At 58.2% G+C, this 22,270-nt stretch carries 21 protein-coding genes and 2 tRNA genes; 11 read left to right on the top strand and 12 right to left on the bottom strand.

The features are described from left to right. From V7660_RS05480 to V7660_RS05450, 7 genes are read left to right on the top strand one after another with little or no spacing between them, the layout of a single operon-like run. On the top strand, positions 1 to 1,332 hold the full coding sequence (locus V7660_RS05480) for a pyruvate dehydrogenase complex dihydrolipoamide acetyltransferase (protein WP_335602119.1): 1,332 nt from the start codon (positions 1 to 3) through the stop codon (positions 1,330 to 1,332). A 14-nt stretch (positions 1,333 to 1,346) separates the two neighbouring features. Beyond that, entirely contained in the window at positions 1,347 to 1,715 is a 369-nt protein-coding gene (locus V7660_RS05475; RefSeq protein WP_335602118.1) for a hypothetical protein, read from the top strand. After that, entirely contained in the window at positions 1,712 to 3,127 is a 1,416-nt protein-coding gene (gene lpdA / locus V7660_RS05470; RefSeq protein WP_335602117.1) for a dihydrolipoyl dehydrogenase, read from the top strand. Before V7660_RS05475 ends, lpdA begins: the two co-directional genes overlap by 4 nt. Before the next feature lie 36 nt (positions 3,128 to 3,163). After that, positions 3,164 to 4,372 carry an Nramp family divalent metal transporter gene (locus tag V7660_RS05465; protein WP_335602116.1) on the top strand — a complete coding sequence of 403 codons (1,209 nt, stop codon included), beginning with the start codon at positions 3,164 to 3,166 and terminating at the stop codon, positions 4,370 to 4,372. Further along, the gene (gene pxpA, locus V7660_RS05460) at positions 4,369 to 5,133 is read left to right on the top strand and encodes a 5-oxoprolinase subunit PxpA (protein WP_335602115.1); all 765 of its coding nucleotides are present in this window, start codon (positions 4,369 to 4,371) and stop codon (positions 5,131 to 5,133) included. Before V7660_RS05465 ends, pxpA begins: the two co-directional genes overlap by 4 nt. After that, a complete protein-coding gene (locus V7660_RS05455) occupies positions 5,130 to 5,756 on the top strand; it encodes a 5-oxoprolinase subunit B family protein (protein ID WP_335602114.1) in 627 nt (208 codons plus the stop codon). Before pxpA ends, V7660_RS05455 begins: the two co-directional genes overlap by 4 nt. Beyond that, a complete protein-coding gene (locus V7660_RS05450; protein ID WP_335602113.1) occupies positions 5,677 to 6,690 on the top strand; it encodes a biotin-dependent carboxyltransferase family protein in 1,014 nt (337 codons plus the stop codon). Before V7660_RS05455 ends, V7660_RS05450 begins: the two co-directional genes overlap by 80 nt. Positions 6,691 to 6,893: 203 nt before the next feature. Here V7660_RS05450 and V7660_RS05445 read toward each other — a convergent pair whose 3' ends face one another. From V7660_RS05445 to V7660_RS05420, 6 genes are all read right to left on the bottom strand, one after another. Further along, positions 6,894 to 7,697 (bottom strand): MBL fold metallo-hydrolase, encoded by an 804-nt coding sequence (locus tag V7660_RS05445; protein ID WP_335602112.1) that lies wholly within the window; start codon positions 7,695 to 7,697, stop codon positions 6,894 to 6,896. Beyond that, complete coding sequence (locus V7660_RS05440; protein WP_335602111.1) at positions 7,697 to 8,470, bottom strand: TatD family hydrolase; 774 nt, start codon at positions 8,468 to 8,470, stop codon at positions 7,697 to 7,699. The genes V7660_RS05445 and V7660_RS05440 overlap by 1 nt, the downstream gene beginning before the upstream one ends. A gap of 10 nt (positions 8,471 to 8,480) precedes the next feature. Next, positions 8,481 to 9,416, bottom strand: a complete 936-nt coding sequence (locus V7660_RS05435; RefSeq protein WP_335602110.1) for a DNA polymerase III subunit delta' — start codon at positions 9,414 to 9,416, stop codon at positions 8,481 to 8,483. Next, a complete protein-coding gene (gene tmk, locus V7660_RS05430) occupies positions 9,413 to 10,069 on the bottom strand; it encodes a dTMP kinase (RefSeq protein WP_335602109.1) in 657 nt (218 codons plus the stop codon). Before tmk ends, V7660_RS05435 begins: the two co-directional genes overlap by 4 nt. Continuing rightward, the gene (locus V7660_RS05425; RefSeq protein ID WP_335602108.1) at positions 10,062 to 11,213 is read right to left on the bottom strand and encodes a D-alanyl-D-alanine carboxypeptidase family protein; all 1,152 of its coding nucleotides are present in this window, start codon (positions 11,211 to 11,213) and stop codon (positions 10,062 to 10,064) included. The genes tmk and V7660_RS05425 overlap by 8 nt, the downstream gene beginning before the upstream one ends. A gap of 120 nt (positions 11,214 to 11,333) precedes the next feature. Beyond that, a complete protein-coding gene (locus V7660_RS05420; RefSeq protein WP_335602107.1) occupies positions 11,334 to 12,575 on the bottom strand; it encodes a septal ring lytic transglycosylase RlpA family protein in 1,242 nt (413 codons plus the stop codon). A 224-nt stretch (positions 12,576 to 12,799) separates the two neighbouring features. On the opposite strand from V7660_RS05420, the gene V7660_RS05415 reads away from it, so the two are divergent. Next, positions 12,800 to 12,889 (top strand) — tRNA-Ser (locus tag V7660_RS05415). Positions 12,890 to 12,998: 109 nt separating this feature from the next. Further along, positions 12,999 to 14,198, top strand: coding sequence for a CaiB/BaiF CoA transferase family protein (locus V7660_RS05410; RefSeq protein WP_335602106.1), 1,200 nt, complete (start codon positions 12,999 to 13,001; stop codon positions 14,196 to 14,198). Here V7660_RS05410 and V7660_RS05405 read toward each other — a convergent pair. From V7660_RS05405 to V7660_RS05385, 5 genes are all read right to left on the bottom strand, one after another. After that, a complete protein-coding gene (locus V7660_RS05405) occupies positions 14,195 to 14,992 on the bottom strand; it encodes a crotonase/enoyl-CoA hydratase family protein (RefSeq protein ID WP_335602105.1) in 798 nt (265 codons plus the stop codon). The two genes, V7660_RS05410 and V7660_RS05405, sit on opposite strands and share 4 nt — an antisense overlap. 155 nt (positions 14,993 to 15,147) lie before the next feature. After that, positions 15,148 to 16,071 carry an SDR family NAD(P)-dependent oxidoreductase gene (locus V7660_RS05400; protein WP_335602104.1) on the bottom strand — a complete coding sequence of 308 codons (924 nt, stop codon included), beginning with the start codon at positions 16,069 to 16,071 and terminating at the stop codon, positions 15,148 to 15,150. 298 nt (positions 16,072 to 16,369) lie between these two features. After that, positions 16,370 to 16,454: transfer RNA gene (locus tag V7660_RS05395), tRNA-Leu, on the bottom strand. 66 nt (positions 16,455 to 16,520) lie between these two features. Beyond that, positions 16,521 to 17,963, bottom strand: a complete 1,443-nt coding sequence (locus V7660_RS05390; RefSeq protein WP_335602103.1) for an NAD(P)H-hydrate dehydratase — start codon at positions 17,961 to 17,963, stop codon at positions 16,521 to 16,523. Positions 17,964 to 17,972: 9 nt separating this feature from the next. Continuing rightward, a complete protein-coding gene (locus V7660_RS05385) occupies positions 17,973 to 18,512 on the bottom strand; it encodes a histidine phosphatase family protein (RefSeq protein WP_335602102.1) in 540 nt (179 codons plus the stop codon). A gap of 370 nt (positions 18,513 to 18,882) precedes the next feature. Between V7660_RS05385 and V7660_RS05380 the strand changes: the two genes are divergently transcribed. Both V7660_RS05380 and glnA read left to right on the top strand, forming a co-directional pair. Next, positions 18,883 to 19,221, top strand: coding sequence for a P-II family nitrogen regulator (locus V7660_RS05380; RefSeq protein WP_027837435.1), 339 nt, complete (start codon positions 18,883 to 18,885; stop codon positions 19,219 to 19,221). Positions 19,222 to 19,279: 58 nt separating this feature from the next. After that, positions 19,280 to 20,683 carry a type I glutamate--ammonia ligase gene (glnA, locus tag V7660_RS05375; RefSeq protein WP_335602101.1) on the top strand — a complete coding sequence of 468 codons (1,404 nt, stop codon included), beginning with the start codon at positions 19,280 to 19,282 and terminating at the stop codon, positions 20,681 to 20,683. Positions 20,684 to 20,928: 245 nt separating this feature from the next. Here glnA and clpX read toward each other — a convergent pair whose 3' ends face one another. Continuing rightward, entirely contained in the window at positions 20,929 to 22,191 is a 1,263-nt protein-coding gene (gene clpX, locus V7660_RS05370; protein ID WP_335602100.1) for an ATP-dependent Clp protease ATP-binding subunit ClpX, read from the bottom strand. Positions 22,192 to 22,270: the final 79 nt, after the last annotated feature.

Raw genomic sequence — 22,270 nt, 5'->3', positions numbered from 1 at the left:
ATGGCTATCAATATCACCATGCCCGCCCTGTCGCCGACCATGGAAGAGGGCACGCTCGCCAAATGGCTCGTCAAGGAAGGCGATACCGTCTCTTCGGGTGACATTATTGCCGAGATTGAAACCGACAAGGCGACGATGGAAGTCGAAGCCGTTGATGAAGGTACGATTGCGAAAATCCTCGTCGAGGCCGGCGCCGAAGGCGTGAAGGTCAATGAGGTGATCGCGATCCTCGCTGAGGAAGGCGAAGACACATCATCGGTCAAGGCACCTGCCAAGCAGGACGCACCCAAGGACAACAAGGCGGAAGCTGCACCGAAATCGGAAGAGACAAAGCCTGCGCCCAAGACAGAAGCTTCTGCCCCGGCAAAGCAGGCAGACAGCGCTATCACGCCCTCTAAATCACCCCTTCCGTCTGCGAATGCTTCCGATGGCCGCATCAAGGCGAGCCCCTTGGCGCGCCGGATCGCGGAGATGAAAGGTCTCGACCTTTCGGGACTTAAGGGCACCGGCCCGCGCGGTCGGATTATCAAACGCGATGTCGAGAACGCCAAAGCTGCACCGGCTGGCGCCAGCATGGGCGCTGCAGCTCAGCCCGATGGCCTGATCCTGCCGCAAATTCTGGACGACCGGGTCTATGCGCCGGACAGCTATGAGCTCGTGCCGCTGGACGGCATGCGCAAGACCGTTGCGAAGCGTCTGACGACCAGCTTCATGCAGGTGCCACACTTCCCGCTGAACATTGATCTTGAACTCGATCACCTGCTGGCGAGCCGCGCTGCAATCAACGCGGCTGCGCGCGAAGGTGTGAAAGTGTCGGTCAATGACATGCTCATCAAGGCGGCCGCCATGGCGCTGATGGACGAGCCGGACTGCAACGCCTCCTATACCGACAAGGGCATCGCCTATCACAAGCATGCGAATGTCTCGGTTGCCGTGGCCATCGATGGCGGACTGATCACGCCGGTCATCTTTGATGCCGAAACCAAGGGCCTCGCGGAGATTTCCGAAGAGATGAAGGATCTCGCCGGCCGGGCCCGGGAACGAAAGCTGAAGCCGCAGGAATACAGCGGGGGCACGTTCAGCATTTCCAATCTGGGCATGTTTGGCATCAAGAGTTTTGCGTCCATCATCAATCCGCCTGAAGGCATGATCCTGTCGGTGGGTGCAGGCGAGAAGCGCGCTGTCGTCGATGCGAAGGGTAATATTGCTGCCCGCACCGTGATGACCGCTACGCTTACCTGCGACCATCGTGTCGTCGGCGGGGCGGAAGGCGCCAAATGGCTGCAGGCCTTCAAGCGATATGTTGAAACCCCCGAAGCCATGCTGCTCTGATGACGCGGCTCGGGATGATGCTTGTCAGCCTGACCCTTCTCGCCGGATGCTCCGGGGAAAGCGTTTCCACGGACAATTCATCGGGCATGGATGAGGCGGACATTAGGAGGATCGCTGGCGAGCTTGCGATCCAGAAAGGCATCAGCCTTTTGTGCGACAGGGAGACTACAGACCAGCTTTCGGAGTTCATGGAAGATCTGCGCTACGAAGGAGTAGCTCGGGAGCTTCGCGAAGATATTGCCGCCGATAGTGTCATTCTGATGAACAAGATTTCTGCGGAAGAACCGGAATACATTTGCACGCCTGAAATGTTCGAGAGCGCGGATTTGCGCGTATCCCAGGCGCTTCTGGCATGGGATGAAATGAGAGGAATTACCCAATGAGCACGCAGTACGACCTCATCGTGATCGGATCCGGACCCGGCGGGTATGTTGCGGCCATTCGCGCCTCGCAACTGGGCATGAAGACGGCCATCGTCGAGCGCGAAAGCCTCGGCGGCATCTGTCTGAACTGGGGCTGTATTCCGACCAAGGCGCTGCTGCGTTCGGCTGAAGTCCTGCATCTGGCCAAGAACGCAAAGGAATTCGGCCTTAAGATCGACAAGGCTGATTTCGACCTGGATGCTGTCGTGAAGCGCTCACGCGGGGTGGCGAACCAGCTATCGACCGGCGTGAAATTCCTGATGAAGAAGAACAAGATCGACGTACTTGAAGGCACCGCCCGCCTCGAAAAAGGTACACCGGCACCGAAGGTCGTCGTCAAAGACAAGGACGGCAAGGGCACGTCCTATCAGGCCAAGCATGTCATGCTTGCCACCGGCGCGCGGGCGCGAGATATCCCGCAAGCGGGCCTTATCGCAGACAAGAAACTGATCTGGACGTACCGCGAGGCCATGACACCGGACATCATGCCGAAACGCTTGCTCGTCATCGGCTCAGGCGCTATCGGGATCGAATTCGCCAGTTTCTATCATGAGCTCGGCGCGGATGTGACCGTGGCTGAAGTGATGGACCGAATCCTGCCAGTGGAAGACGAGGAGATTTCCAAGCTCGCCGAGAAGGATTTCAAGAAGCAGGGCCTGAACATCGTAACCGGTGCGAAGGTCGAAAACCTCAAATCTGGCCAGTCCACCGTTACAGCTGAAATCACGGACAAGTCCGGCAAGAAAGAGAAAAAAGAATTCGACCGCGCTATCCTTGCGGTGGGTATCGTTGGCAATGTTGAAGACCTTGGCCTTGAAGAGCTAGGCGTGAAGGTCGAGAAGACCCACGTCAAAGTCGACAATTTCGGGCGCACAGGCGTCAAGGGACTCTATGCCATCGGCGATCTGACCGGCCCGCCCTGGCTGGCCCACAAGGCGTCTCATGAAGGCGTTGTGTGTGTCGAAGGCATTGCGGGCGCCGATCATGCCGAACCATTCGATCCGTGGAATGTGCCGGGCTGTACATACGCCCACCCGCAGGTCGCCAGCGTTGGGCTGACCGAGAAGGCCGCAAAGGAAAAAGGCTACGACATCAAGGTCGGTCGCTTCCCCTTCATCGGCAATGGCAAGGCCATCGCGATGGGGGCCTCTGAAGGCCTCGTCAAAACCATCTTCGACAAGAAGACCGGCGAATTGCTGGGCGCACACATGATCGGCGCGGAAGTGACTGAACTGATCCAGGGCTATGTCATTGCCCGTCAGGGTGAGTTGACCGAACAGGATCTGGCGCACACCATCTTCCCACACCCGACCATTTCCGAAAGCATGCATGAATCCGTGCTGGATGCCGAAGGCCGCGTGATACACATCTAGTAAGGGTCGCCCCGCGCGACAGACTACGGGGGCGCCATGAAACTCAGCATCGGACCGGGAGCCCTCGTCGCCGCCGGATTCATTGGACCGGGTACGGTTACGGCCTGCACGCTGGCAGGCGCCGATTTCGGTTACGCCCTGATCTGGGCACTCGTCTTCGCAACCTTCGCAACCATCATCCTGCAGGAAATGGCGGCGCGGTTGGGGATCGTGTCCGGCAAGGGATTGGCAGCTGCCATGACGGCGCCGGAGAATGGGCCGATCGTCAAATGGTCGATCATCCTGCTCGGTGTGTCCGCCCTGGCGGTCGGAAATTCGGCTTATGAAGCAGGTAATCTCGCCGGTGGGGCGTTGGGGCTGGAAGCCCTGTTCCATTCGACCGGCGTGTCTCACAGGCTGATCGTTTTGGTGTTAAGCGCGACGGCGGCCGGGTTTCTCTTGTTTGGCCACTACAAGCATATTGAGAAACTTCTGATCGGCCTCGTCCTGATGATGAGTGTCGCCTTTGCCGGCAGCGTGCTCCTTACGCGTCCTGACCTCTCCGGCTGGATAAGCGGCCTGAAACCTGTAATCCCGGACGGTGGATTGCTGACGGCCATTGCTCTCATCGGCACCACGATCGTGCCATACAATCTGTTTCTCCATGCCTCCACGGTTCGTGACAAATGGCCCAACGGATCTGCCGAGGCATTGCGAGCCGCAAGAACCGACACTGCGATATCCATCGGTCTTGGCGGTTTCGTGTCCATCCTGATCCTGTCGACGGCAGCCGCCAGCCTGTTCGGTTCAGGGATAACAGTCTCATCCGCTGCAGACATGGCGATATCTATCGAACCCGCCTACGGGCCGCTCGCGAAATACCTGGTGGGGATTGGTCTGTTCGGTGCGGGCCTGTCATCCTCCATTACAGCCCCACTGGCCACGGCGTATGCGCTATCAGAATTTGGAGGGTTCCAGCGCACCGGCCTGTTGTTCCGGGGGATCGCGCTGGGTGTCCTGGCGATTGGAACACTTATTGCTCTACTGGGCGTGCAGCCCGTCAAAGTGATTCTCTTTGCCCAAATTGCAAATGGGCTCATCCTGCCTGTCATCGCAGCCTTCCTGTTAATCGCCATGAATCGCAAGCGCCTGTTGGGCAGTCACGTGAATTCATGGCTGGCGAACATGCTCGGCATTGGTGTCGTCGCAATAAGCTTCGGCCTCGGCTTGCGCCTGATCCTCAGAGCCCTAAATGTCTGGGCATGAACCGCACAATTTGCCTGAACGCTGATATCGGGGAACTACCGGGTGAAGCCGGTCGCGCCATGGACCGCGCTATTCTCGATGTGGTCAGCCGCTGCAGTATCGCGTGCGGCGGTCATGCGGGCGATGAGGAGAGCATGCGGGTGACATTGAAAGCGGCAAGAGCCCGCAATGTCGTGGTTGGCGCGCACCCTTCATATCCGGACAGGCAAAATTTTGGCCGCAAGACCGTAGCCATGTCCCATGAAGAGCTCGAGATGTCGCTTCGGCAGCAGGTGCGTACGCTCGCCAGCCTCGCACGGCTCCAGGGCGTGACCCTCGACCATCTCAAACCTCATGGCGCCCTTTATAATGATGCGGCGCGCGACTCCAATCTTGCCGAGATTGTTGTCCGCATTGCGCGCGACGCTCGAATCCGGGCGATTATCGGCCCACCCGATTCACGCCTGAGCAAGATCGCTCATGGAACGGGCATGGACTTTCTCGCTGAGGGGTTTGCGGACCGCAGATATGCCGGTGATGGCTCGCTGGTTGCGCGAAGCGAGGCTGGCGCTGTGATCGACGCCACGCAGGCGCAAGTCGCGCAAGTCATTGGGATTGTCGAAAACGGCACCGTGTCCGCTCAGGGCTCCCATGCCATTGCGCTCAATGTGGATACGATCTGCCTGCACGGCGATACGGCTGGCGCTGTCCACTCGGCCTTGGCGCTGCGGGAAGCCCTCCATGCGCGCGGCATAGAGATAAAGGCGCAGCTCGCTTTATGAGCGGGCCGAGGATCGTTCCCTGTGGTGACGATGCGCTGCGGCTGGTCACACGTGCCTCTGATGATCGCCATCTAATCGCAGGTGTACTGCGCAGCAGTGGAAGCTGGCGCGAAGTCGTTGTCGGCCGCGAGAGCGTCACGGTGCAATTTGATCCGGTGGCCCTACAGCCATCTGCGGCGAGAGACCTGTTGAAGAAGACGGTTTCCATGAATTTGTGCGACCAACAATCGGTTCAGCCGGAAGTAACCCTCACTGTCAGCACGGATGAAGCCTCTGCACCGGACCTGTCTACGTGCGCTGAAGCGAATCGCTGCACCATAGAGGAATTTCTTTCTAAGATTCATGACTCCAGCTTGATGGTCGACATGTTGGGCTTTGCGCCGGGCTTTGCCTATGTGTCGGGCGTCGATCAGTCCTTGAGCGGTGGGAGATTGGAAAATCCGCGCCAGCGTGTCCCGGCAGGCTCAATCGGGTTCATCAAGGGCTCTCTCGGTATCTATGCGCTGGAGGGTCCGGGAGGCTGGCCGATCATCGGACGGACAGATGCAATCTTGTTCGACAAGTCATCCCCAGATCCATTTCTCTTGTCGGCCGGTACACCACTGCAGATCGAATGGGCCTGAGATGACGGTCCGTATTATCGAAGCTGGACCGCAGGCGACCTTGCAAGGCGCGCCAAGAGACACATACCGCCACTTTGGCATTCCAGCGTCAGGGCCGGCAGATCCCTTGTCTCATGCCATTGCGAACCGTTTGGTAGGCAACGCGTCTGACAAGGCGTGTATCGAAATCACTTATGGGCCATTCTCGGCAGAATTCACGAGTGCGGCGACAGTCGCGCTCGCTGGCGCAATCGCGCCCATCTCCTTGAACGATCAGGTAAAACCCTTCCATCACACCCTGTTTGTGGAAGCAGGCGACGTCTTGAATGTCGGGCGAGCATACGCGGGGTTGCGGACCTATCTGAGTATTGCAGGTGGCTTTCAGGGGGAGGATTTCCTGAGCAGCCAATCGACCTATCTTCCTGCCGGATTGGGAGGTCTGGACGGAAGCGCGCTCAAATCGGGCGACATGGTCAGCGCGCATGATGATGTCTCATGTCCTCAACACGTTGAATCTACGCCTGAGCACCTATGCTTTCCGTTGACCCACAGTTTTGCCTTGCGAGCGTCGGAAGGACCAGATTACCAGCCATCATGTGAAAGTCTCTGGACGGAACACTTCACGGCAACCCGGCGGGCAAACCGGATTGGGATAGAAATCGACGGAAATTTCCCCGATTTGGGTGTGGCTGCAAATTTTCCGAGCGCCGGCGTCTTTCCTGGCGCGCTGCAATTGCCACCCAGGGGAAGGGGGTTCCTCTTGTTGCCAGACTGCCAGACCACGGGCGGCTATCCCCACATTCTCCAAGTGAACCGTTCCGACCGGCATTTGCTGGGTCAACTGCGACCAGGAAATTCTCTTATCTTCCTTCACAGGACGCCGGACCAAGCTGCGGAGGATCTGGCGAAGAAGCAGGAACTGATCGGTTCCTGGCTAACCGATTTTCGGCTCTGAGAGGGGAAGGGGGCAGCCGCGCGAAAAGTAAACAGAACGTTGTTCTGCCAAGTTCTAGCTTGGTCAGAGCCAGCAGGAGAACAATACCGTGCATCATGTAACCTGCGAGCCAGGCCGCGTGATCAGATGGCCAAGCCATACTGGTAGGTCGATCTTAATCCGTGAGTCGCATAATCATCATTATGGGAAATTATATTTGTGGATTATACAATGAAATCAAGTCTCAAGCCGTCATATCCGGGCACGACTCCAGCCGGGAGTTCTTGGCACAGAGTGTGGTAATCCATATCGACATGCATATTCGTCAGTACCGCTTGGCTGGGCGCGACATGCTCAATCCATTCAAGCGCCTGGTCGAGGTTCGCATGCGATGGATGAGGTGTATATCGCAAGGCATCAATGACCAATGTCTCGACCCCCCGCAACGCATCAAGCGTCTCCGCGGGAAGTCCGTTAACGTCATTGCAGTAGGCGAGATTGCCCATCCGGAACCCCAGACAGCGAATACGTCCATGCTCCATGTCGAGTGGTATGAAGTCGAGAGCTCCGCCGGCGCCTTTGATTTCCACAGGCTTAAGCGGCACAAGCTCGTCCTGGAGGTCCAGAATGGACGGATAGCCGCCCTTCCCCTCGAAACAATACGCAAACCTTTTCGTCAGCGTGCTGCGGGTCTCCGCGCTCAGATAGGTGGGTATTGGCTTGCGCTGGCGAATGAAAATCGGCCGGACATCATCAATTCCGTGGCTCTGGTCGGCATGGTCGTGCGAATACAGGATCGCATCAAGATGACCGACTTCCGCAGCCAGCAATTGCTCTCTCAGATCCGGAGACGTGTCGATCAGAACGTTCGTCGCCTCGCCCTCGTCCCCGAAGGCCTGAACCAGCGCCGAGCAGCGCAATCTGCGGTTCCGCGGCTCTGCCGGGTCACAGACGCCCCAATCTCCGCCGACACGAGGTACGCCGCCAGAGGAGCCGCTACCGAGCAAGGTTAAGACGCCCTTCGCCATCAGTTTGGGATTCTCGAAAACAGCCGGAGGGCATTCTGAGTCGTGACGCGCAGGACCTCATCCAGCGGCACATCTTTCAATGTCGCCAGGGCTTCCGCTACGTGGACAAGATAAGACGGCTCGTTGCGCCGACCGCGCATGGGCACTGGCGCGAGATATGGGCAATCAGTCTCCAGAATAAGCCGGTCCATCGGAACGTCCGCGATCACTTCCCGCACGTCTCGCGCGCTCTTGAAGGACAGGATGCCGGAGACAGAGACAAAGCCGCCCAGATCCAGACCGCGCTGCGCAAGCCGTGCTCCGCCCGTATAGCAATGCAGCAGAGGCACGAATGCTCCTTTCCGGAATTCCTCTTCCAGAATGTCGCCCATCATGTCATCGGCTTCGCGTGTATGCAGGATGAGTGGCAGGCCCGTTTGGCGAGCCGCTTCTATGTGAGTTTTCAGGCTGCGGACCTGCGCATCTTCCGCGCTGTAGCCGTAGTGAAAATCCAGGCCCGTTTCACCAATGGCGACCACGTTCGGATCCTTCGCCCTGGAAACCAGGTCCTCAACGGAGAGGTCCGGGAAATCCTTGCTGTGGTGCGGATGCACCCCGACAGAACACCATATGTTCGGATGATCGCGGGCGATGGACAGGACTGCGTCGAAATTGTCGAGCCGGTCACAGATGGCCAGCATCTGTTCCACGCCCTTTTCCTCGGCCCGAGCCAGAACTTCGCTCAGATCTTCGGCATAGGTCTCACCGTGCAGGTTTACATGCGTATCAAACATGCTTGCGGACTTAGTGCGTCCGGGCAGCGCTATAAAGCCCTGCGATCAGCTTGGACGCGGTTTGCGCCGGATCCATCTTCAGCGCACGCGCTTCCCCTGCAAGCCGCGAGATATCCAGCCACACCTTGGCGGCGGCCGGCTGCTGTTCTGCGCGGTGAGCCAGCCAGGAGAGAATCTCTTCCTGAAATGCCTGCATGGCCGTGTCGTCAGCGCTGGCGGTTTGCAGCGCATCGGTCACGAGCCCGTCATTCGGCCTCGGCAGGCTGCGTAGCAAAACCTTGGCGGCATGAGACGCGGCGAGGCCCGAGGGCGTGGACAGTTGAATGCCCAGACCCGGTCGTCCCTTCGACAAGGACACGGCCTCGTCCGGCGCGTCAGCGATTTCCAGCGCACGTTTCGTGTCCTCGTCACTCAGCGCGGATACACGCAGGACCCGGCAGCGCGACCGGATGGTCGGCAGGATCGGTGTCGTTCCATGGTTCACGAGGAACAGGATGCTGTGGCCGGGCGGCTCTTCCAGCGTTTTGAGCAAGGCGTTTGCGCCATTTCGATTAAGCTCATCCAATGAGTCGATGATGCCGACACGCCAGCCGCCTTGTGCGGGCTTCAATGAAAAGAAATGCGTCAGCTCCCGGATCTGGTCGACCGTGATGTCCTGGCGCAGCTTGCCCTTGTCATTCAACTCGCGATGCACAACGCGCAAATCGGGATGGCCGCCCGCAAGGCATGTGCGTGCGACAGGGTCAGACGGATCGGCGTCAAGCGGCGAGGTTTCCGGTCCGCGCGCACCGAGCATGTAGGCGGCAAGCCGTTTGGCCATTGTCGCCTTGCCAATCCCTGACGGCCCCTCGATTAGCCAGCCATGATGCAGCTTGCCCGTCGTCGCCGACGCAAGGAATGAGGCTTCCGCCGCATCGTGTCCGTACAAGGGCCAGGCACTGGTCATCCGGCCATCTCACCCAGCGAATAGGTTGCAGCAAGTACTGCCCAGGCTGCCTCGAAGACGTCTTGCTCAGAGCGTGAGGCATCAATCAGCCGGCACCGGTCAGGCTCTGACTGCGACAAAGATATAAAGCCTTGACGGACAGCATGATGAAAATCCGCCGCGCGTTTTTCGAAGACGTCGTCAGGCCCGTTCCGGGAAGTTCTGCGGCTTGCAGTGGTTTCGAGTGGCGCATCAAGTATGAGCGTGAGGCCCGGAACGGTTTCTCCCAGGACGGACGCCTCCATGGATTTCAGGACGTTTGGCGACACGCCACCTTTAACACTCTGATATACGCGCGTGGAATCAGCGAACCGGTCACAGATGACCCATTTGCCCTCCGCAAGTGCAGGTCGGATCAGATTCTCCAGATGGTCACGGCGCGCGGCATTCATCAACAAAGCTTCACTCATCGGTGACCAGTTACCACCCGCAGGCGGATGCAGCGCGAGTTGTCTGACGGCTTCAGCCAAGGGTGTGCCACCCGGCTCGCGCGTCGTGACCACCTCAAACCCCTCACTTTCAAGACGCTTCGCGAGCGCGCGTTGCAGCGTGGATTTCCCCGTGCCTTCGCCGCCCTCCAGTGTGATGAATTTGAGTGTCGGCGTCTCAGCCATTGTTGCCGCCAATCATCTGGCTGAGCCCTTCGACCGCGCGACCAAAGAAACCAAGCTTCTTGACGGTTGCCTCCGCCACGATAGGAGCCTCCGTCGGCGCCTGACCTTCCACGGTGACAACCAGTTTCCCGACCGTATCACCGGCCTTGATGGGGGCCTGAAGCGCTTGGTCGAGGACGATTTCGGATTTTGCTTTCTCAAGAGCTGCCTTGTGGCCGGCAATTGTCACCTTGCTGGCCAGCGAGACTGGAACTGTCTGTTGCTGACCGAGCCAGACTTTCACTTCAGGGAGTTCAACGCTTTCTGGCGTGATGACTTTCAGATCATAGCTCTGGAAGGCCATCCGCATCATGCGTTCGCCTTCCTGGGCCCGCGCGGCCATACTCTCCAAGCCGTTGATGACGATCGTACGCCGTACGCCGTCACGAACTGCCGAGGCCGTAAGACCATATCCTGAAACTTCGAGGTGGCCGGTCTTCAGGCCATCGGTACCTTCAATACTGAGCAATGGATTGCGATTGGCCTGCGTATATTCGCGCCATGTATATGACGGCATGTCGTACCAGTCATAATATTGCGGGTACTTGTCGATGGTGAGTTTCGCCATCTTGGCGAGGTCTTCTGCCGAGATGACGTGGCCAACAGCCTCAAGGCCCGTCGTATTCTTGAAGTTCGCCGAACTCATTCCGAGTTCATGGGCGAGGGAGGTCATACGTCGCGCAAAGGCTTCTTCAGATCCCGAAATACCCTGGGCCAGCACGATGCAGGCGTCATTGCCAGACATGATGATTACGCCGTGCAGCAGCTCTTCAACCGTCGGCGTGTCGCCGGGGGCGAGACCCATGGTCGATGTGCCTGACGGGAAGCCGCCGCGGCGCCAGGCGTCTTCGCTGACAGTGAACTTGTCAGTCAGGGAAATTTCGCCACGCTCGATCAGTTCGAAGACGAGAAAGGCCGTCATCATCTTGGTCATGGAGGCGGGGATCATAGGCTCTTGACCATCCTTGGAAAACAGAATGGTGCCGGTCTCATGATCCATGATCACGGCATGACTGGCTGGCGTGTCCACGATCTGAGCCTGGGCCGCACCCATCGCAACGATCGCCGAAAATATGGCAGTCAGGATCTGGGTTTTGCGCAGCATAGTGAGCCTCCGGAATTTGCTGTTCGGATGGCCGATACACATACGGCCCTTTTTCCCGTCTATACAGGAAAAAGGGCCGGTTTGTGGTCAGCGTCAATGGTAGCTGTGCTGTGTCGGTAGTCAGTTTTGAGCGACAACACGCCCATTGGAGATACCGTAACGGTTCAGGTCGTCCTTCATGCGGTCTGCAGCATCGCGGCTCATGAATGGGCCAACGCGGACGCGGAAGAAATCAGCCCCGTTCACGCGTGCTGGATCAATCTGGGCGCTTAGATTGCCGGGCATGGATTGAATAAGGCTCTCGGCATTCGAAATCTGCGAGAATGCACCGACTTGAACGAAATAGTTTCCGACGGATACGGGCTGGTAACTTTGTGCGCTAGCGCGGCTTGACGTGTATGTCGGAGCTGGCGCGGAAACTGTGCTGATGCTGGCGACACGTGGCGGGTCTTGCTTGGCTACTTGCAGAGCAGGGTGCGATTTGGGCGCGGCAACAGGAGCAGGGCCCAGATAGCGGACCCGCACATTGGCGCGCCCTGCCCCGGTCATGCCGAGTTCGGTGGCGGCGCGTTGCGAAACCTGCAGCATGGCGCCATCCTCGAACGGGCCACGATCATTCACGCGAACGATCACTTCCGTATTCGTGTCAATGTTCACGACTTGAACAAGGCTTGGCAATGGCAGGTTCGGATGCGCGGCCATGAGGTCAGCCTGGTTGAAAATTTCGCCATTCGCAGTCGGCAGGCCCTGAAACTCATCGCCATACACGATGGCTGCGCCGGTTTCATCAAACACAGGAACCGTTTCAGGCGTGACCGAATGTGTCGTAGCTGGTGTCAGATTTGTTGCCCCCGGTTGCGCAGCCCCCTGCTCCGGTTTCGGCTGAGCGGCGCCTGCAAGTGCTGGAAGAGATTCCGCTTCCACGGCGGCCTGCTCGCGCTCAACGGCGATACGTTGCGCGGTGGCACGAGGGTCAAAAGCTTGTGTCGCAGGTGTCTGTGTGGCCATCGGCGCTGGCGCGGCACTGATCGGCGCGCTGATGCTGGCATATTCTCTTGGCTCAGCCCCCGGATTTGCGAACTGCGGAACAGGATTCGATGATTTCGCGGTTTGGACCGGTTTCGGAGCCCCCGGATAATTGAACTGGACGCGTGCCTTGGCTTTCTCAGCGTCAGGCCGGGCCTGGCTCGGAGTAATGAACACGTTTTGACGTTCGGCGGAAATCCTGGCGCTTTGCCCCTGCGTCTTGAAAATGATCGGTGCGGGGTCAGCCAATGCCGGCGCGGTAACGAACGCGGCAGCGAGCGTGGCTGCAAGAAGAGCGGGAAGACGGTCGGTGATCTTGGTCGATGGCGCGCGCATTCGCGATTTAACCTCGTTCTGAGTTTGTATTCGGCGCTTTGCGCCTGAATGTCCGGCTTTTCTGCCGTACTTTTCTTGTTTACCACGCCAAGGTGGATGCAGGATGAACCTACTCTACCAAAACGGAAAGTCAGCTTAGCGTTCTGTTTACACCTTGCCCAGCCTCGGCATTCGCAGAAGGGGGCTTGCAAAAGCAGGTGCCGTGTTGGAAACACCGGGGCGCCGGAGGAATGGCAGAGTGGTTGAATGCGGCGGTCTTGAAAACCGTTGAGCCTTCGCGGGCTCCGGGGGTTCGAATCCCTCTTCCTCCGCCACGCGCCCCGATCTATTGCTTGAGTTTCAAGGCCTGACCTTTGGTCAGGGTGGTCATTCTCGAGCGCATCCTGCAAAAACTTTGGCAAAACCAAAACAACAGGAGGATGCATGCTCGAAGGTATCAAGGTTGTGGAATATGCGACCTATATGGCGGCGCCAGGCGCAGGATCGATCCTGAGTGACTGGGGCGCCGATGTCGTGAAAATCGAGCCGCCCGGAGGCGATCCGATCCGTCTGTTCTTCAAGACGATCGGGACAGACATTGCCGACAATCCCGTGTTCGATTTCGACAATCGCGGCAAGAAGTCCATCGTGGTCGATACATCCAAGCCAGAAGGGCAGGAACTCGTGCGCAAGCTGGTCGCTGATGCCGATGTTTTCCTGACGAATGTCCGACCGGGCGGGCTTGAGCGGTCCGGTCTCGACTATGACAGCCTGAAAGTCATCAATCCAAAGCTCGTCTACTGCTCCCTGACAGGATACGGCCTGCAAGGTCCGGATGCGAACCGGCCCGGTTTTGATATTGCAAGCTTCTGGAGTCGCACGGGCGTCGCGCGTCTGACCGTGCCCAAGGGCGATGACCTGTTTGCCAATCGCACCGCTTTTGGTGACCATACGACTTCCATGTCAGCGGCAGCGGGAATTTGCGCGGCATTGGTGGAAGCGAGCCGAACAGGCAAGGGGCGTCTGGTCGAGGCCTCCCTCTTCCGCGCCGGCCTGTACGCACTTGGATCCGACTTTGCCATTCAGCTTTTCTTCGACCGGGTCGCGTCCACAAAATCTCGACACGAGCAAAATGTTCCGATCACGAATTTCTTCGAAACCAGGGATGGGAGCTGGTTCTGTCTTGTCTCGCGCCAAGGCGAAGTTGACTGGGGGCCGATCTGCCGCGCCATTGGCCGGGAAGAACTCATCGCGGACGAACGATTCACTTCTGCCAAGGCGCGCCGAAAGAACAATGCCGAAGTGGTCGATATCCTCGATGCAGGCTTCGCCAAATTCGACAAGGCAGAAATGGCGAAGCGACTGGATGCGGAATCCCTTGCCTGGGCACCGGTTCAGACCCTGGCGGAAGTCGCCAAGGATCCACAGGCCCTCGCGGCCGGCGCCATTGTCCAAACGCCGAGCGCGAAAGGCGATGGCTCGACCTATGCATCGCCTGCTTCACCCGTCCGGTTTCCTGGCGCGGACGACGGACCGAAAGGCCCCTCGCCCGCCCTGGGCCAACACACACGAGACGTGCTTGATAGCCTCGGCCTGTCAGTCGATGCCATCGAGAGTCTTTATACAGATGGTGTCGTGTCCTAGCGGCCTTTGAAGTCCGGCGTTCGCTTTTCAAGAATGGCGTTGACGCCTTCCATATGATCCTCGGTCTTGTGCATGAGGGCCTGGGAGGCGGCGGACATTTCCATAATGGTTTCGTAGGATGCGTTCGCACCGTGCCGCATCAGGGTCTTCGCCAGGCGCAGGGCTTGCGGGGGCTGGGCAGCGATCTGTTCTGCGAGCGCCATGGCTTCGTCCATGAGCGCGTCACCCGGCACGACCTTGGATACGAGACCCCATTCCTCAGCGGTGGCCGCGTCGATGACCTTGCCGGTGAACAGGAGCTCGGCTGCGCGGGATGACCCGATCAGGCGCGGCAGCAACCATGCCCCGCCATCACCGGGGATCAGGCCCAGCTTTAGGAAGGTCACGCCCATCTTCGCCTTGTCCGAGGCAATCCGTATGTCGGCCATACAGGCCACATCACAGCCAAGGCCAATCGCAGCCCCATTGACGGCGGCGATCATAGGCACTTCCAGATTATAGAGTGACTTGACGATCATGTGGATGTTGCGGCGATAGCCTTCGCGGATATCGTGCGGCGCGCCACCGAATGCCCCGGTACCTTCCTTCATGGCCTTCACATCGCCGCCAGCTGAGAATGCCCGACCCGCGCCGGTCAGGATCACGCAACGGATGCTGGGATCGGCCACGATTTCGTTACAGGCTGCTGCTATGGCGATGCCATCGCCCTCAGCGCCCAGCGCGTTCAAGCTGTCAGGTCGGTTTAGCGTCAGGATCATGATGGATCCGCGCTTCTCTGTGGTCACGATCGACATGTCTGGAAATCCTCCGTTTCTTCTTCCCGCCTTGCTGGCAGGTGAAACCGGGAATGTCCATCGGCTAAACGGCCGTTTGCCGCGAGGTTAGAGACGAATTTCGAGGTGAGTGGTGGGGAGGGGAGGACATCGACAGGTTTTGCTAAATTGTCAGCTTATGCGGTATCCTCTTTTTTCATGCGCGCACGAATTCCGCCGTCAATGCCCCGGCCCTCTTCCATGGGTTCGAAAAGTGTGCCTTGCGTATGGGGCGCGCTTACGGCTTTGTTGCTCTCTCTTTTCGCCAGGCTCGCAGACATGCGCTCCGTGAGGTCTGGGAATATCTGATGAAAAATGTTCGAAGCATGTGCCTTTATGCCCACCGGCATTTCTTCTCTCGGGTTTGTGCAAGCCTTCACGATGGCGTCGACCACCAGGTCCGGATCATCCATCGCCGCCATGCGCGGCGCATGGCCCGTATAGTTGGCGGCATGCGTCCACCAAGGTGTATCGACCGCCCACGGCATGATCGTCGCGACATGTATGTGTTCATCGTTCCCGCTCAGGCGAAGCTCTTCATTCAGCGAGCGGCTTAGGCTTAACACCGCGGCTTTGGTGGCGGCATAAGTGTTTTGCAAAGCGAGGGGGACTTCACTGTCTATAGACCCCACATTCACGAGCGTCCCGCCCTTCTGTTTGATGAACTGATTGAGGGCGGTATGGGCACCGTAGATAAGGCCGCTCAGGTTCACGTCGACGACTCGTTCGTGAACATCCAGCGGTATTTCCCAGAAATAGCCTAGTGCGCCGACCCCGACATTGTTGATCCACACATCGATCCGGCCAAACGCGTCCACCGATTTTTGCGCGAGATTACGAATGCCTTCCTGTTCGCTCACATCCGTCTGAACGGCGAGTGCATTACCGCCTTCGGCCTTGATGTCCCGGACCAGTTCGTCAAGCAAGTCGATACGTCGGGCGGCGACAACCACATTCGCACCCTCTTTGGCGAGCTTAAATGCCACGCCTTTGCCGAAGCCGCTTGAGGCGCCCAGGATGACGATTGTTGCGTTTTGTAAATTCTCCGGGATATTAGTCATGGCACGCCTTAATTTTTTGAGTGACTCCAATACTCAAACCAGCTCAGGCGGGCTTAGTTCCTTCCCGCTCAATTGCGTGCTGTGTCGGTCGGGTACATATTCGGCGGGTCTATCCCTGTTTCGTTGATGAGAGGCCCTGTAACGCATCATCGCAAATGCCATGGCTCCACCTGCAGCGGCACGCATGAAATATCAAAAGCGATTATAGCCGGAGTGAATTTCGTCCCTCAGACGATCTTCGGTTTCCTTGGCTTCATTGCGATCTTGTGTGCATGCTTGCTCACTAGAACCGTAAGGTTGGTGCGGATGAGAGGACTCGAACCTCCACGCTTTGCAGCGCTGGAACCTAAATCCAGTGCGTCTACCAATTCCGCCACATCCGCATGACGGGTGTTCCTACGCGAGCATTGGGGAGGCTTCAACACCAAACGGGCGCGGAGGCTGCGAATTTAGCGGTGCTCGCCGTGCAATGCGCTGAGGATGTCAGGCAACTGGGCTTCGAGGTCTTCCGAGATGAGCCCCGCGCCGACGCGCCTGCCCGCTTCGCCATGAAGCCAGCTTGCCATGGCGGCGGCAGTAAACGTGTCCACACCCTGGGCCATCAGTCCCCCGGCAATGCCAGCCAGGACGTCGCCGGAGCCAGCTGTGGCGAGCCACCGCGTGGCATGTGTGTTCACGATCGCCATGCCATCCGGTTTCGCGATGACGGTGTCGGGGCCCTTGAGCAGGACCACGCATCCGGCCATCTGGGCTGCCTGGCGCGTCGCTTCCACCTTGTTCACTTCGGTCTCGAGCAGGTCGCCGAAAATACGCTTGAACTCGCCGATATGCGGAGTGATCAGATCGTCGGCCCGCAATTGCTTGTATAAGGCATCATGGTCATCGGCGAAGACGGTAAGGGCGTCGGCGTCCAATACGGCTTTTGCGTCAGTGGACAGAAGGCATTCCACATTCTTGCGCGTGCCTGTGTTGATCCCGGCGGCCGGTCCGAGGATTACAGTGCTCGCCGATTCTATGGTTTCGCGAAGCTGTTCGGCATTCGCCACTTCCTTCAGCATGATCGCGGTCAGATGGCTCGCATTGATTGCAACAGCGTCCGGCGGTGACAACAGGGTCACAAGGCCTGCTCCGGCTCGCAAACCGGCGCGGCCGGCCAATCGCGCGGCGCCCGTCGAAGCCGCGTTTCCGCTTACGACGGCCAGATGGCCTCGGGCATGCTTGTGGCTGCCCTGTCCGGGTTGCGGCAGGTTGCGTCCCCACAGGAGTGGGCTGTTTTCCAGAAGTTGGGTTTGAACCGGGACACCGATATCTGCCACGAACACGCCGCCGCAATAGACCGCGCCGGGCAACAGGACGTGCGCCGGGCGCAAGGCGGCGAAAGTGATCGTTCCTTCGGCCCGGAAGCATGGCCCCAGCGGCTTGGCCGACTCGCCATCAATACCGGAGGGTACATCAATCGACACGACGCGCCCGCCACGCTCGGCCAGTTTTGCTGCTATGCCGTCGAGGGGTCGGGACAGGCCGCCTCCAAACAATGCATCCAGTACAATGTCGTGCGGCGCCTCAAGCGCAGTCTCTAGCAGCTTGATCTCGCCGTCCCACTCGGCTGCCGCCTTGGCCGCATCGCCGGTCAGGGCTTCCTTGCCCACAAGACAGAAAACCTCCACCTCACGCCAGAGCTTTGCGAGCTTGGCCGCAGCGATGAAGCCGTCCCCGCCATTCCCTCCGGGCCCGCACAGGACCTGGATCCGGCCTTCCGGCCATTTGGCATGAACGAATTCAGCAACCGCGTTTCCGGCACGCTGCATGAGGTCGAAACTGTCAGTGCCTTTGGAAAAAAGGTCTTCTTCCGCGGCCCGCATTTCCTGCGGAGTAAGAATAGGTCTGCCCATGAATGAAACTCATAGCACGCGGGTTTCGGATTCGCTGCCCAGTCGCTGAACTTTCAGGCCATCGGTGCTGCGTTCCAACGACGTTATAGAACAATAGGTCGGCCGGAAGACGAGCGTTTCCGCCCGCTGCTGCAGCTTGCTGACAATTGCGTTGATCGCCACGAAATGCGTGAATACGACCGTATTATCGGGCAGGCTTTCCAAGCTGGCAATCATGGCATCTCGCCAGGCGGTGTGGGTGCTGGCCTCATTTTCCCAGGTGCCCGACATGAAGCCCTGAAGCCACGCCACCCTGTCAGTGATTCCCTCTGGTGTCGCGATTTCGGAAACGTCTTCCATAATTGTGGCGGAAAGACCCAGCTTCGCTTCCAGCGGCCGCGCTGTTTCACGGCATCGCTGCATGGGACTGCTGATGATGCGGTCGATGCCCAGACCTTCAAGATCGGCGGCGACCGACTCAGCCTGGTGCTGGCCCAAATCACTCAGGCCTGGGTTCGGATGGCTGCCCCAACTGGCGGCAGCTTCCCCGTGACGAACAAGATATAGCATGAAATCTCCCGAGCCGGGCTCGGTGCCGGCCTCATTGAGTGAATTCGGAACCCTGAGTTCGATCCTGGGTCCGCGACAATAAATATGCGTGCCTGCTTTGCGCAAATATGCAGAAGATTCAATCGCTCCCGCCGCGTCGTTCAGACTGGCTGCACAGAAAGGCGCGCAATGAGGGCATACTCTGGGAGGCTTAAACCCGTAATGAAGACAGGGTCCGAACGGGCCAAACGCACAAACGATAGGCAGCAAAGTCCAAATTTCGATCACGCCCACTTAACCTGATGCTAAGTCTGATGCTGGGTCTCGCTTCCACCGCAGAAGGCGCATACCCGTTGCTTTACACGAACCAAACGGCTGGGAGACACGGGCCATGAAAAAAATTGAGGCGATCATCAAACCCTTCAAACTGGATGACGTTAAGGAAGCGCTGCAAGAGATCGGTCTGCAAGGCATGACCGTCGTCGAAGCCAAGGGCTTCGGACGTCAGCGCGGTCATACCGAACTCTACCGAGGCGCAGAGTATGTGGTCGACTTCCTGCCCAAACTGAAAATCGAAATTGTTCTCGCCGACAGTGCGGTAGAAGGCGCAGTCGACGCCATCAAGAAAGCCGCCCATACTGACAAGATCGGTGACGGCAAGATCTTCATCTCTGACATCACTGATGCGGTAAGAATCCGTACGGGCGAAACAGGCGACGCCGCCCTTTAAGCGGCAAGTCACAGAATACAAAAAACCTTAGAAGCTGTTTACTGGAGGGCAAATTCCAATGGCCGATAACCTGCTGAAACTTATGAAGGATGAGGACGTCCAATACGTCGACCTTCGCTTCACCGACCCTCGCGGGAAGATGCAGCATGTTTCTTTCCACAAGAACATGGTCGAAGACGATTTCTTCACCGAAGGTCAGATGTTTGACGGCTCATCCGTTGCGGGCTGGAAGGCGATCAACGAGTCCGACATGGTGCTGATGCCTGACACCAGCACGGCCATGATTGACCCATTCTTTCAGCAGACCACGCTGGCCGTGATGTGTGACATCCTGGACCCGATCACGGGCCAGGCTTACAACCGCGACCCACGTACAACGGCCAAGAAGGCCGAAGCCTATGTGAAGTCGAGCGGCGTGGGTGACACCGTATTCTTCGGACCTGAAGCCGAGTTCTTCGTGTTCGATGACGTGCGCTGGTCCACCGAGCCGCACAAGACCGGATACAGTTTCGATTCCACTGAACTGCCGATCAATACCGGCAAGGAATACCCGATGGGCAATATGGGCCACCGCCCTGGCCCGAAGGGCGGTTATTTCCCGGTGCCTCCGGTGGATTCCGAACAGGATATGCGCTCCGAGATGCTTTCCGTCATGGCTGATATCGGCCTTGATCCGGAAAAACATCACCACGAAGTGGCGCCGGCCCAGCACGAACTCGGGCTGAAATTCTCGACGCTGACCACGATGGCGGACCGCCTGCAGCTCTACAAATATGTGATCCACAATGTGGCCGCATCGTATGGCAAGACGGCGACCTTCATGCCGAAGCCGATGTTTGCAGACAATGGTTCCGGTATGCACGTGCACCAGTCCATCTGGTCGAACGGCAGCCCGCTCTTCGCAGGCGACCAGTATGCAGGCCTGTCCGAGACATGCCTCTATTACATCGGCGGCGTCATCAAGCACGCTCGCGCGCTGAACGCTCTGACCAACCCGTCGACGAACAGCTACAAGCGCCTCGTCCCCGGCTATGAGGCACCCGTCATGCTCGCCTATTCTGCGCGCAACCGGTCCGCTTCGATCCGGATTCCGTTCGGTTCCAACCCGAAGACCAAGCGCATCGAGACGCGCTTCCCGGATCCGACGGCCAACCCATACCTTGCCTTCGCAGCCCTGCTCATGGCTGGCCTCGACGGCATCGAAAACAAGATCCATCCGGGCGATGCCATGGACAAGGACCTCTACGATCTGCCGCCTGAAGAGGCTAAATCGATCCCGCAAGTGTGCGGCTCACTGCGAGAAGCGCTTGCAGCGCTCGACGCAGACCGTAAGTTCCTTACCAAGGGCGGCGTGTTCGATGACGATCAGATCGATGCTTATATCGAGCTGAAAATGGAAGAGAACATGCGCTATGAACTCCACCCCCATCCGGTGGAATTCGACATGTACTACAAGGTGTAGGGGCCTGTTCTCTCTCTCCTCTAATCCTTGTAGAGGCCGGTATCGCAAGGTACCGGCCTCTTCTTTATCCAGCTTTAGAACCTCACAGAAAACCGAACTACACTCGGCAGAAAAGCCTCGAGCGGCTCTGAGCGTCCGGGACTGGGCCTCTAACTGCTTTTTCTGTTGTGCCAATATTCCGACCTGAAACCAAAAACGCCCCGACCATTTGGGCGGGGCGCTTGAATATTGGATCTGTATTTGAATCAGCCAGCTTCCGGCTGACTCTTCTTGGCGTGGACGTAGAGTGGCTCGGCATTGCCCTCCACCACTTCGCCATTGATCACGACCTCTTCCACACCGCGCAGGTTTGGCAGCTCAAACATCGTGTCGAGCAGAATGCCTTCCATGATCGACCGCAGGCCCCGCGCGCCGGTCTTCCGGGCAATGGCGCGTCGTGCAACAGCCGTCAGGGCCTCTGGCGTGAAGTTCAATTCGACACTCTCCATGTCGAAGAGCTTCTGGTACTGTTTCAGCAGAGCGTTCTTCGGCTCGGTGAGGATCTTGATCAGGGCTTCCTCGTCGAGGTCTTCGAGCGTCGCAATAACAGGCAGGCGCCCGATGAATTCCGGGATGAGGCCGAAGCGCTGAAGGTCTTCCGGCTCTGTGTTGCGCAGAATTTCGCCCACACCGCGCTCTTCCGATTCCTTGAGCGAAGCACCGAAGCCGATCGAAGCCCCCTCGCCCCGTGAGGCGATGATCTTGTCGAGACCGGCAAAGGCTCCGCCACAGATGAACAGGATGTTGGTCGTATCCACTTGCAGGAATTCCTGCTGTGGGTGCTTGCGCCCACCCTGAGGCGGCACAGCAGCGACCGTGCCTTCCATGATCTTGAGAAGTGCCTGCTGGACGCCCTCACCAGAGACATCACGCGTGATGGAAGGATTGTCGGACTTTCGGGAAATCTTGTCGATTTCGTCGATATAGACGATGCCGCGCTGCGCGCGTTCTACATTGTAATCGGCCGACTGAAGCAGCTTCAGGACAATATTTTCGACATCCTCACCAACATAACCAGCTTCGGTGAGCGTGGTCGCATCCGCCATGGTGAACGGCACGTCGAGAATGCGGGCCAATGTCTGCGCAAGAAGTGTCTTGCCGCAGCCTGTTGGGCCGACGAGCAAGATGTTCGACTTGGAAAGCTCCACACCATCCGTTTTCCCGGCATGGGAGAGGCGTTTGTAATGGTTGTGAACGGCAACAGAGAGAATTCGTTTGGCGTGAACCTGGCCGATAACATAATCATCCAGGACATCACAGATTTCCTGCGGTGTCGGGACGCCTTCACGAGAGCGGACCATGGAGGTCTTGTTCTCTTCGCGAATGATATCCATGCAAAGTTCAACGCATTCATCACAGATGAACACGGTCGGGCCGGCAATCAGCTTCTTCACTTCATGCTGGCTTTTTCCACAGAACGAACAATAGAGTGTGTTCTTGGAATCGCCTGAGCCATTTTGTTTAGTCATGCCGTCCTCAATGCCGGGTAAGGCTTAATTTCGTCTTTAAGACGCCGTGCTCGGTCTACTATTAAGACAATAGGGTTAT

The sequence above is a fragment of the Hyphomonas sp. genome, from assembly GCF_036964145.1.
In the GTDB taxonomy this organism is placed as follows: Bacteria; Pseudomonadota; Alphaproteobacteria; order Caulobacterales; family Hyphomonadaceae; genus Hyphomonas.
Note: the sequence above shows the minus strand (reverse complement) of the source record. Positions and strands in the feature narration are given on the sequence as shown.

What these genes read in the sequence shown, in the direction of transcription:
- V7660_RS05480 (WP_335602119.1), top strand. Translation starts at nt 1, where the DNA reads ATGGCTATCAATATCACCATGCCCGCCCTGTCGCCGACCATGGAAGAG.
- V7660_RS05475 (WP_335602118.1), top strand. Translation starts at nt 1,347, where the DNA reads ATGATGCTTGTCAGCCTGACCCTTCTCGCCGGATGCTCCGGGGAAAGC.
- lpdA (WP_335602117.1), top strand. Translation starts at nt 1,712, where the DNA reads ATGAGCACGCAGTACGACCTCATCGTGATCGGATCCGGACCCGGCGGG.
- V7660_RS05465 (WP_335602116.1), top strand. Translation starts at nt 3,164, where the DNA reads ATGAAACTCAGCATCGGACCGGGAGCCCTCGTCGCCGCCGGATTCATT.
- pxpA (WP_335602115.1), top strand. Translation starts at nt 4,369, where the DNA reads ATGAACCGCACAATTTGCCTGAACGCTGATATCGGGGAACTACCGGGT.
- V7660_RS05455 (WP_335602114.1), top strand. Translation starts at nt 5,130, where the DNA reads ATGAGCGGGCCGAGGATCGTTCCCTGTGGTGACGATGCGCTGCGGCTG.
- V7660_RS05450 (WP_335602113.1), top strand. Translation starts at nt 5,677, where the DNA reads ATGCAATCTTGTTCGACAAGTCATCCCCAGATCCATTTCTCTTGTCGG.
- V7660_RS05445 (WP_335602112.1), bottom strand. Translation starts at nt 7,697, where the DNA reads ATGGCGAAGGGCGTCTTAACCTTGCTCGGTAGCGGCTCCTCTGGCGGC.
- V7660_RS05440 (WP_335602111.1), bottom strand. Translation starts at nt 8,470, where the DNA reads ATGTTTGATACGCATGTAAACCTGCACGGTGAGACCTATGCCGAAGAT.
- V7660_RS05435 (WP_335602110.1), bottom strand. Translation starts at nt 9,416, where the DNA reads ATGACCAGTGCCTGGCCCTTGTACGGACACGATGCGGCGGAAGCCTCA.
- tmk (WP_335602109.1), bottom strand. Translation starts at nt 10,069, where the DNA reads ATGGCTGAGACGCCGACACTCAAATTCATCACACTGGAGGGCGGCGAA.
- V7660_RS05425 (WP_335602108.1), bottom strand. Translation starts at nt 11,213, where the DNA reads ATGCTGCGCAAAACCCAGATCCTGACTGCCATATTTTCGGCGATCGTT.
- V7660_RS05420 (WP_335602107.1), bottom strand. Translation starts at nt 12,575, where the DNA reads ATGCGCGCGCCATCGACCAAGATCACCGACCGTCTTCCCGCTCTTCTT.
- V7660_RS05410 (WP_335602106.1), top strand. Translation starts at nt 12,999, where the DNA reads ATGCTCGAAGGTATCAAGGTTGTGGAATATGCGACCTATATGGCGGCG.
- V7660_RS05405 (WP_335602105.1), bottom strand. Translation starts at nt 14,992, where the DNA reads ATGTCGATCGTGACCACAGAGAAGCGCGGATCCATCATGATCCTGACG.
- V7660_RS05400 (WP_335602104.1), bottom strand. Translation starts at nt 16,071, where the DNA reads ATGACTAATATCCCGGAGAATTTACAAAACGCAACAATCGTCATCCTG.
- V7660_RS05390 (WP_335602103.1), bottom strand. Translation starts at nt 17,963, where the DNA reads ATGGGCAGACCTATTCTTACTCCGCAGGAAATGCGGGCCGCGGAAGAA.
- V7660_RS05385 (WP_335602102.1), bottom strand. Translation starts at nt 18,512, where the DNA reads ATGCTATATCTTGTTCGTCACGGGGAAGCTGCCGCCAGTTGGGGCAGC.
- V7660_RS05380 (WP_027837435.1), top strand. Translation starts at nt 18,883, where the DNA reads ATGAAAAAAATTGAGGCGATCATCAAACCCTTCAAACTGGATGACGTT.
- glnA (WP_335602101.1), top strand. Translation starts at nt 19,280, where the DNA reads ATGGCCGATAACCTGCTGAAACTTATGAAGGATGAGGACGTCCAATAC.
- clpX (WP_335602100.1), bottom strand. Translation starts at nt 22,191, where the DNA reads ATGACTAAACAAAATGGCTCAGGCGATTCCAAGAACACACTCTATTGT.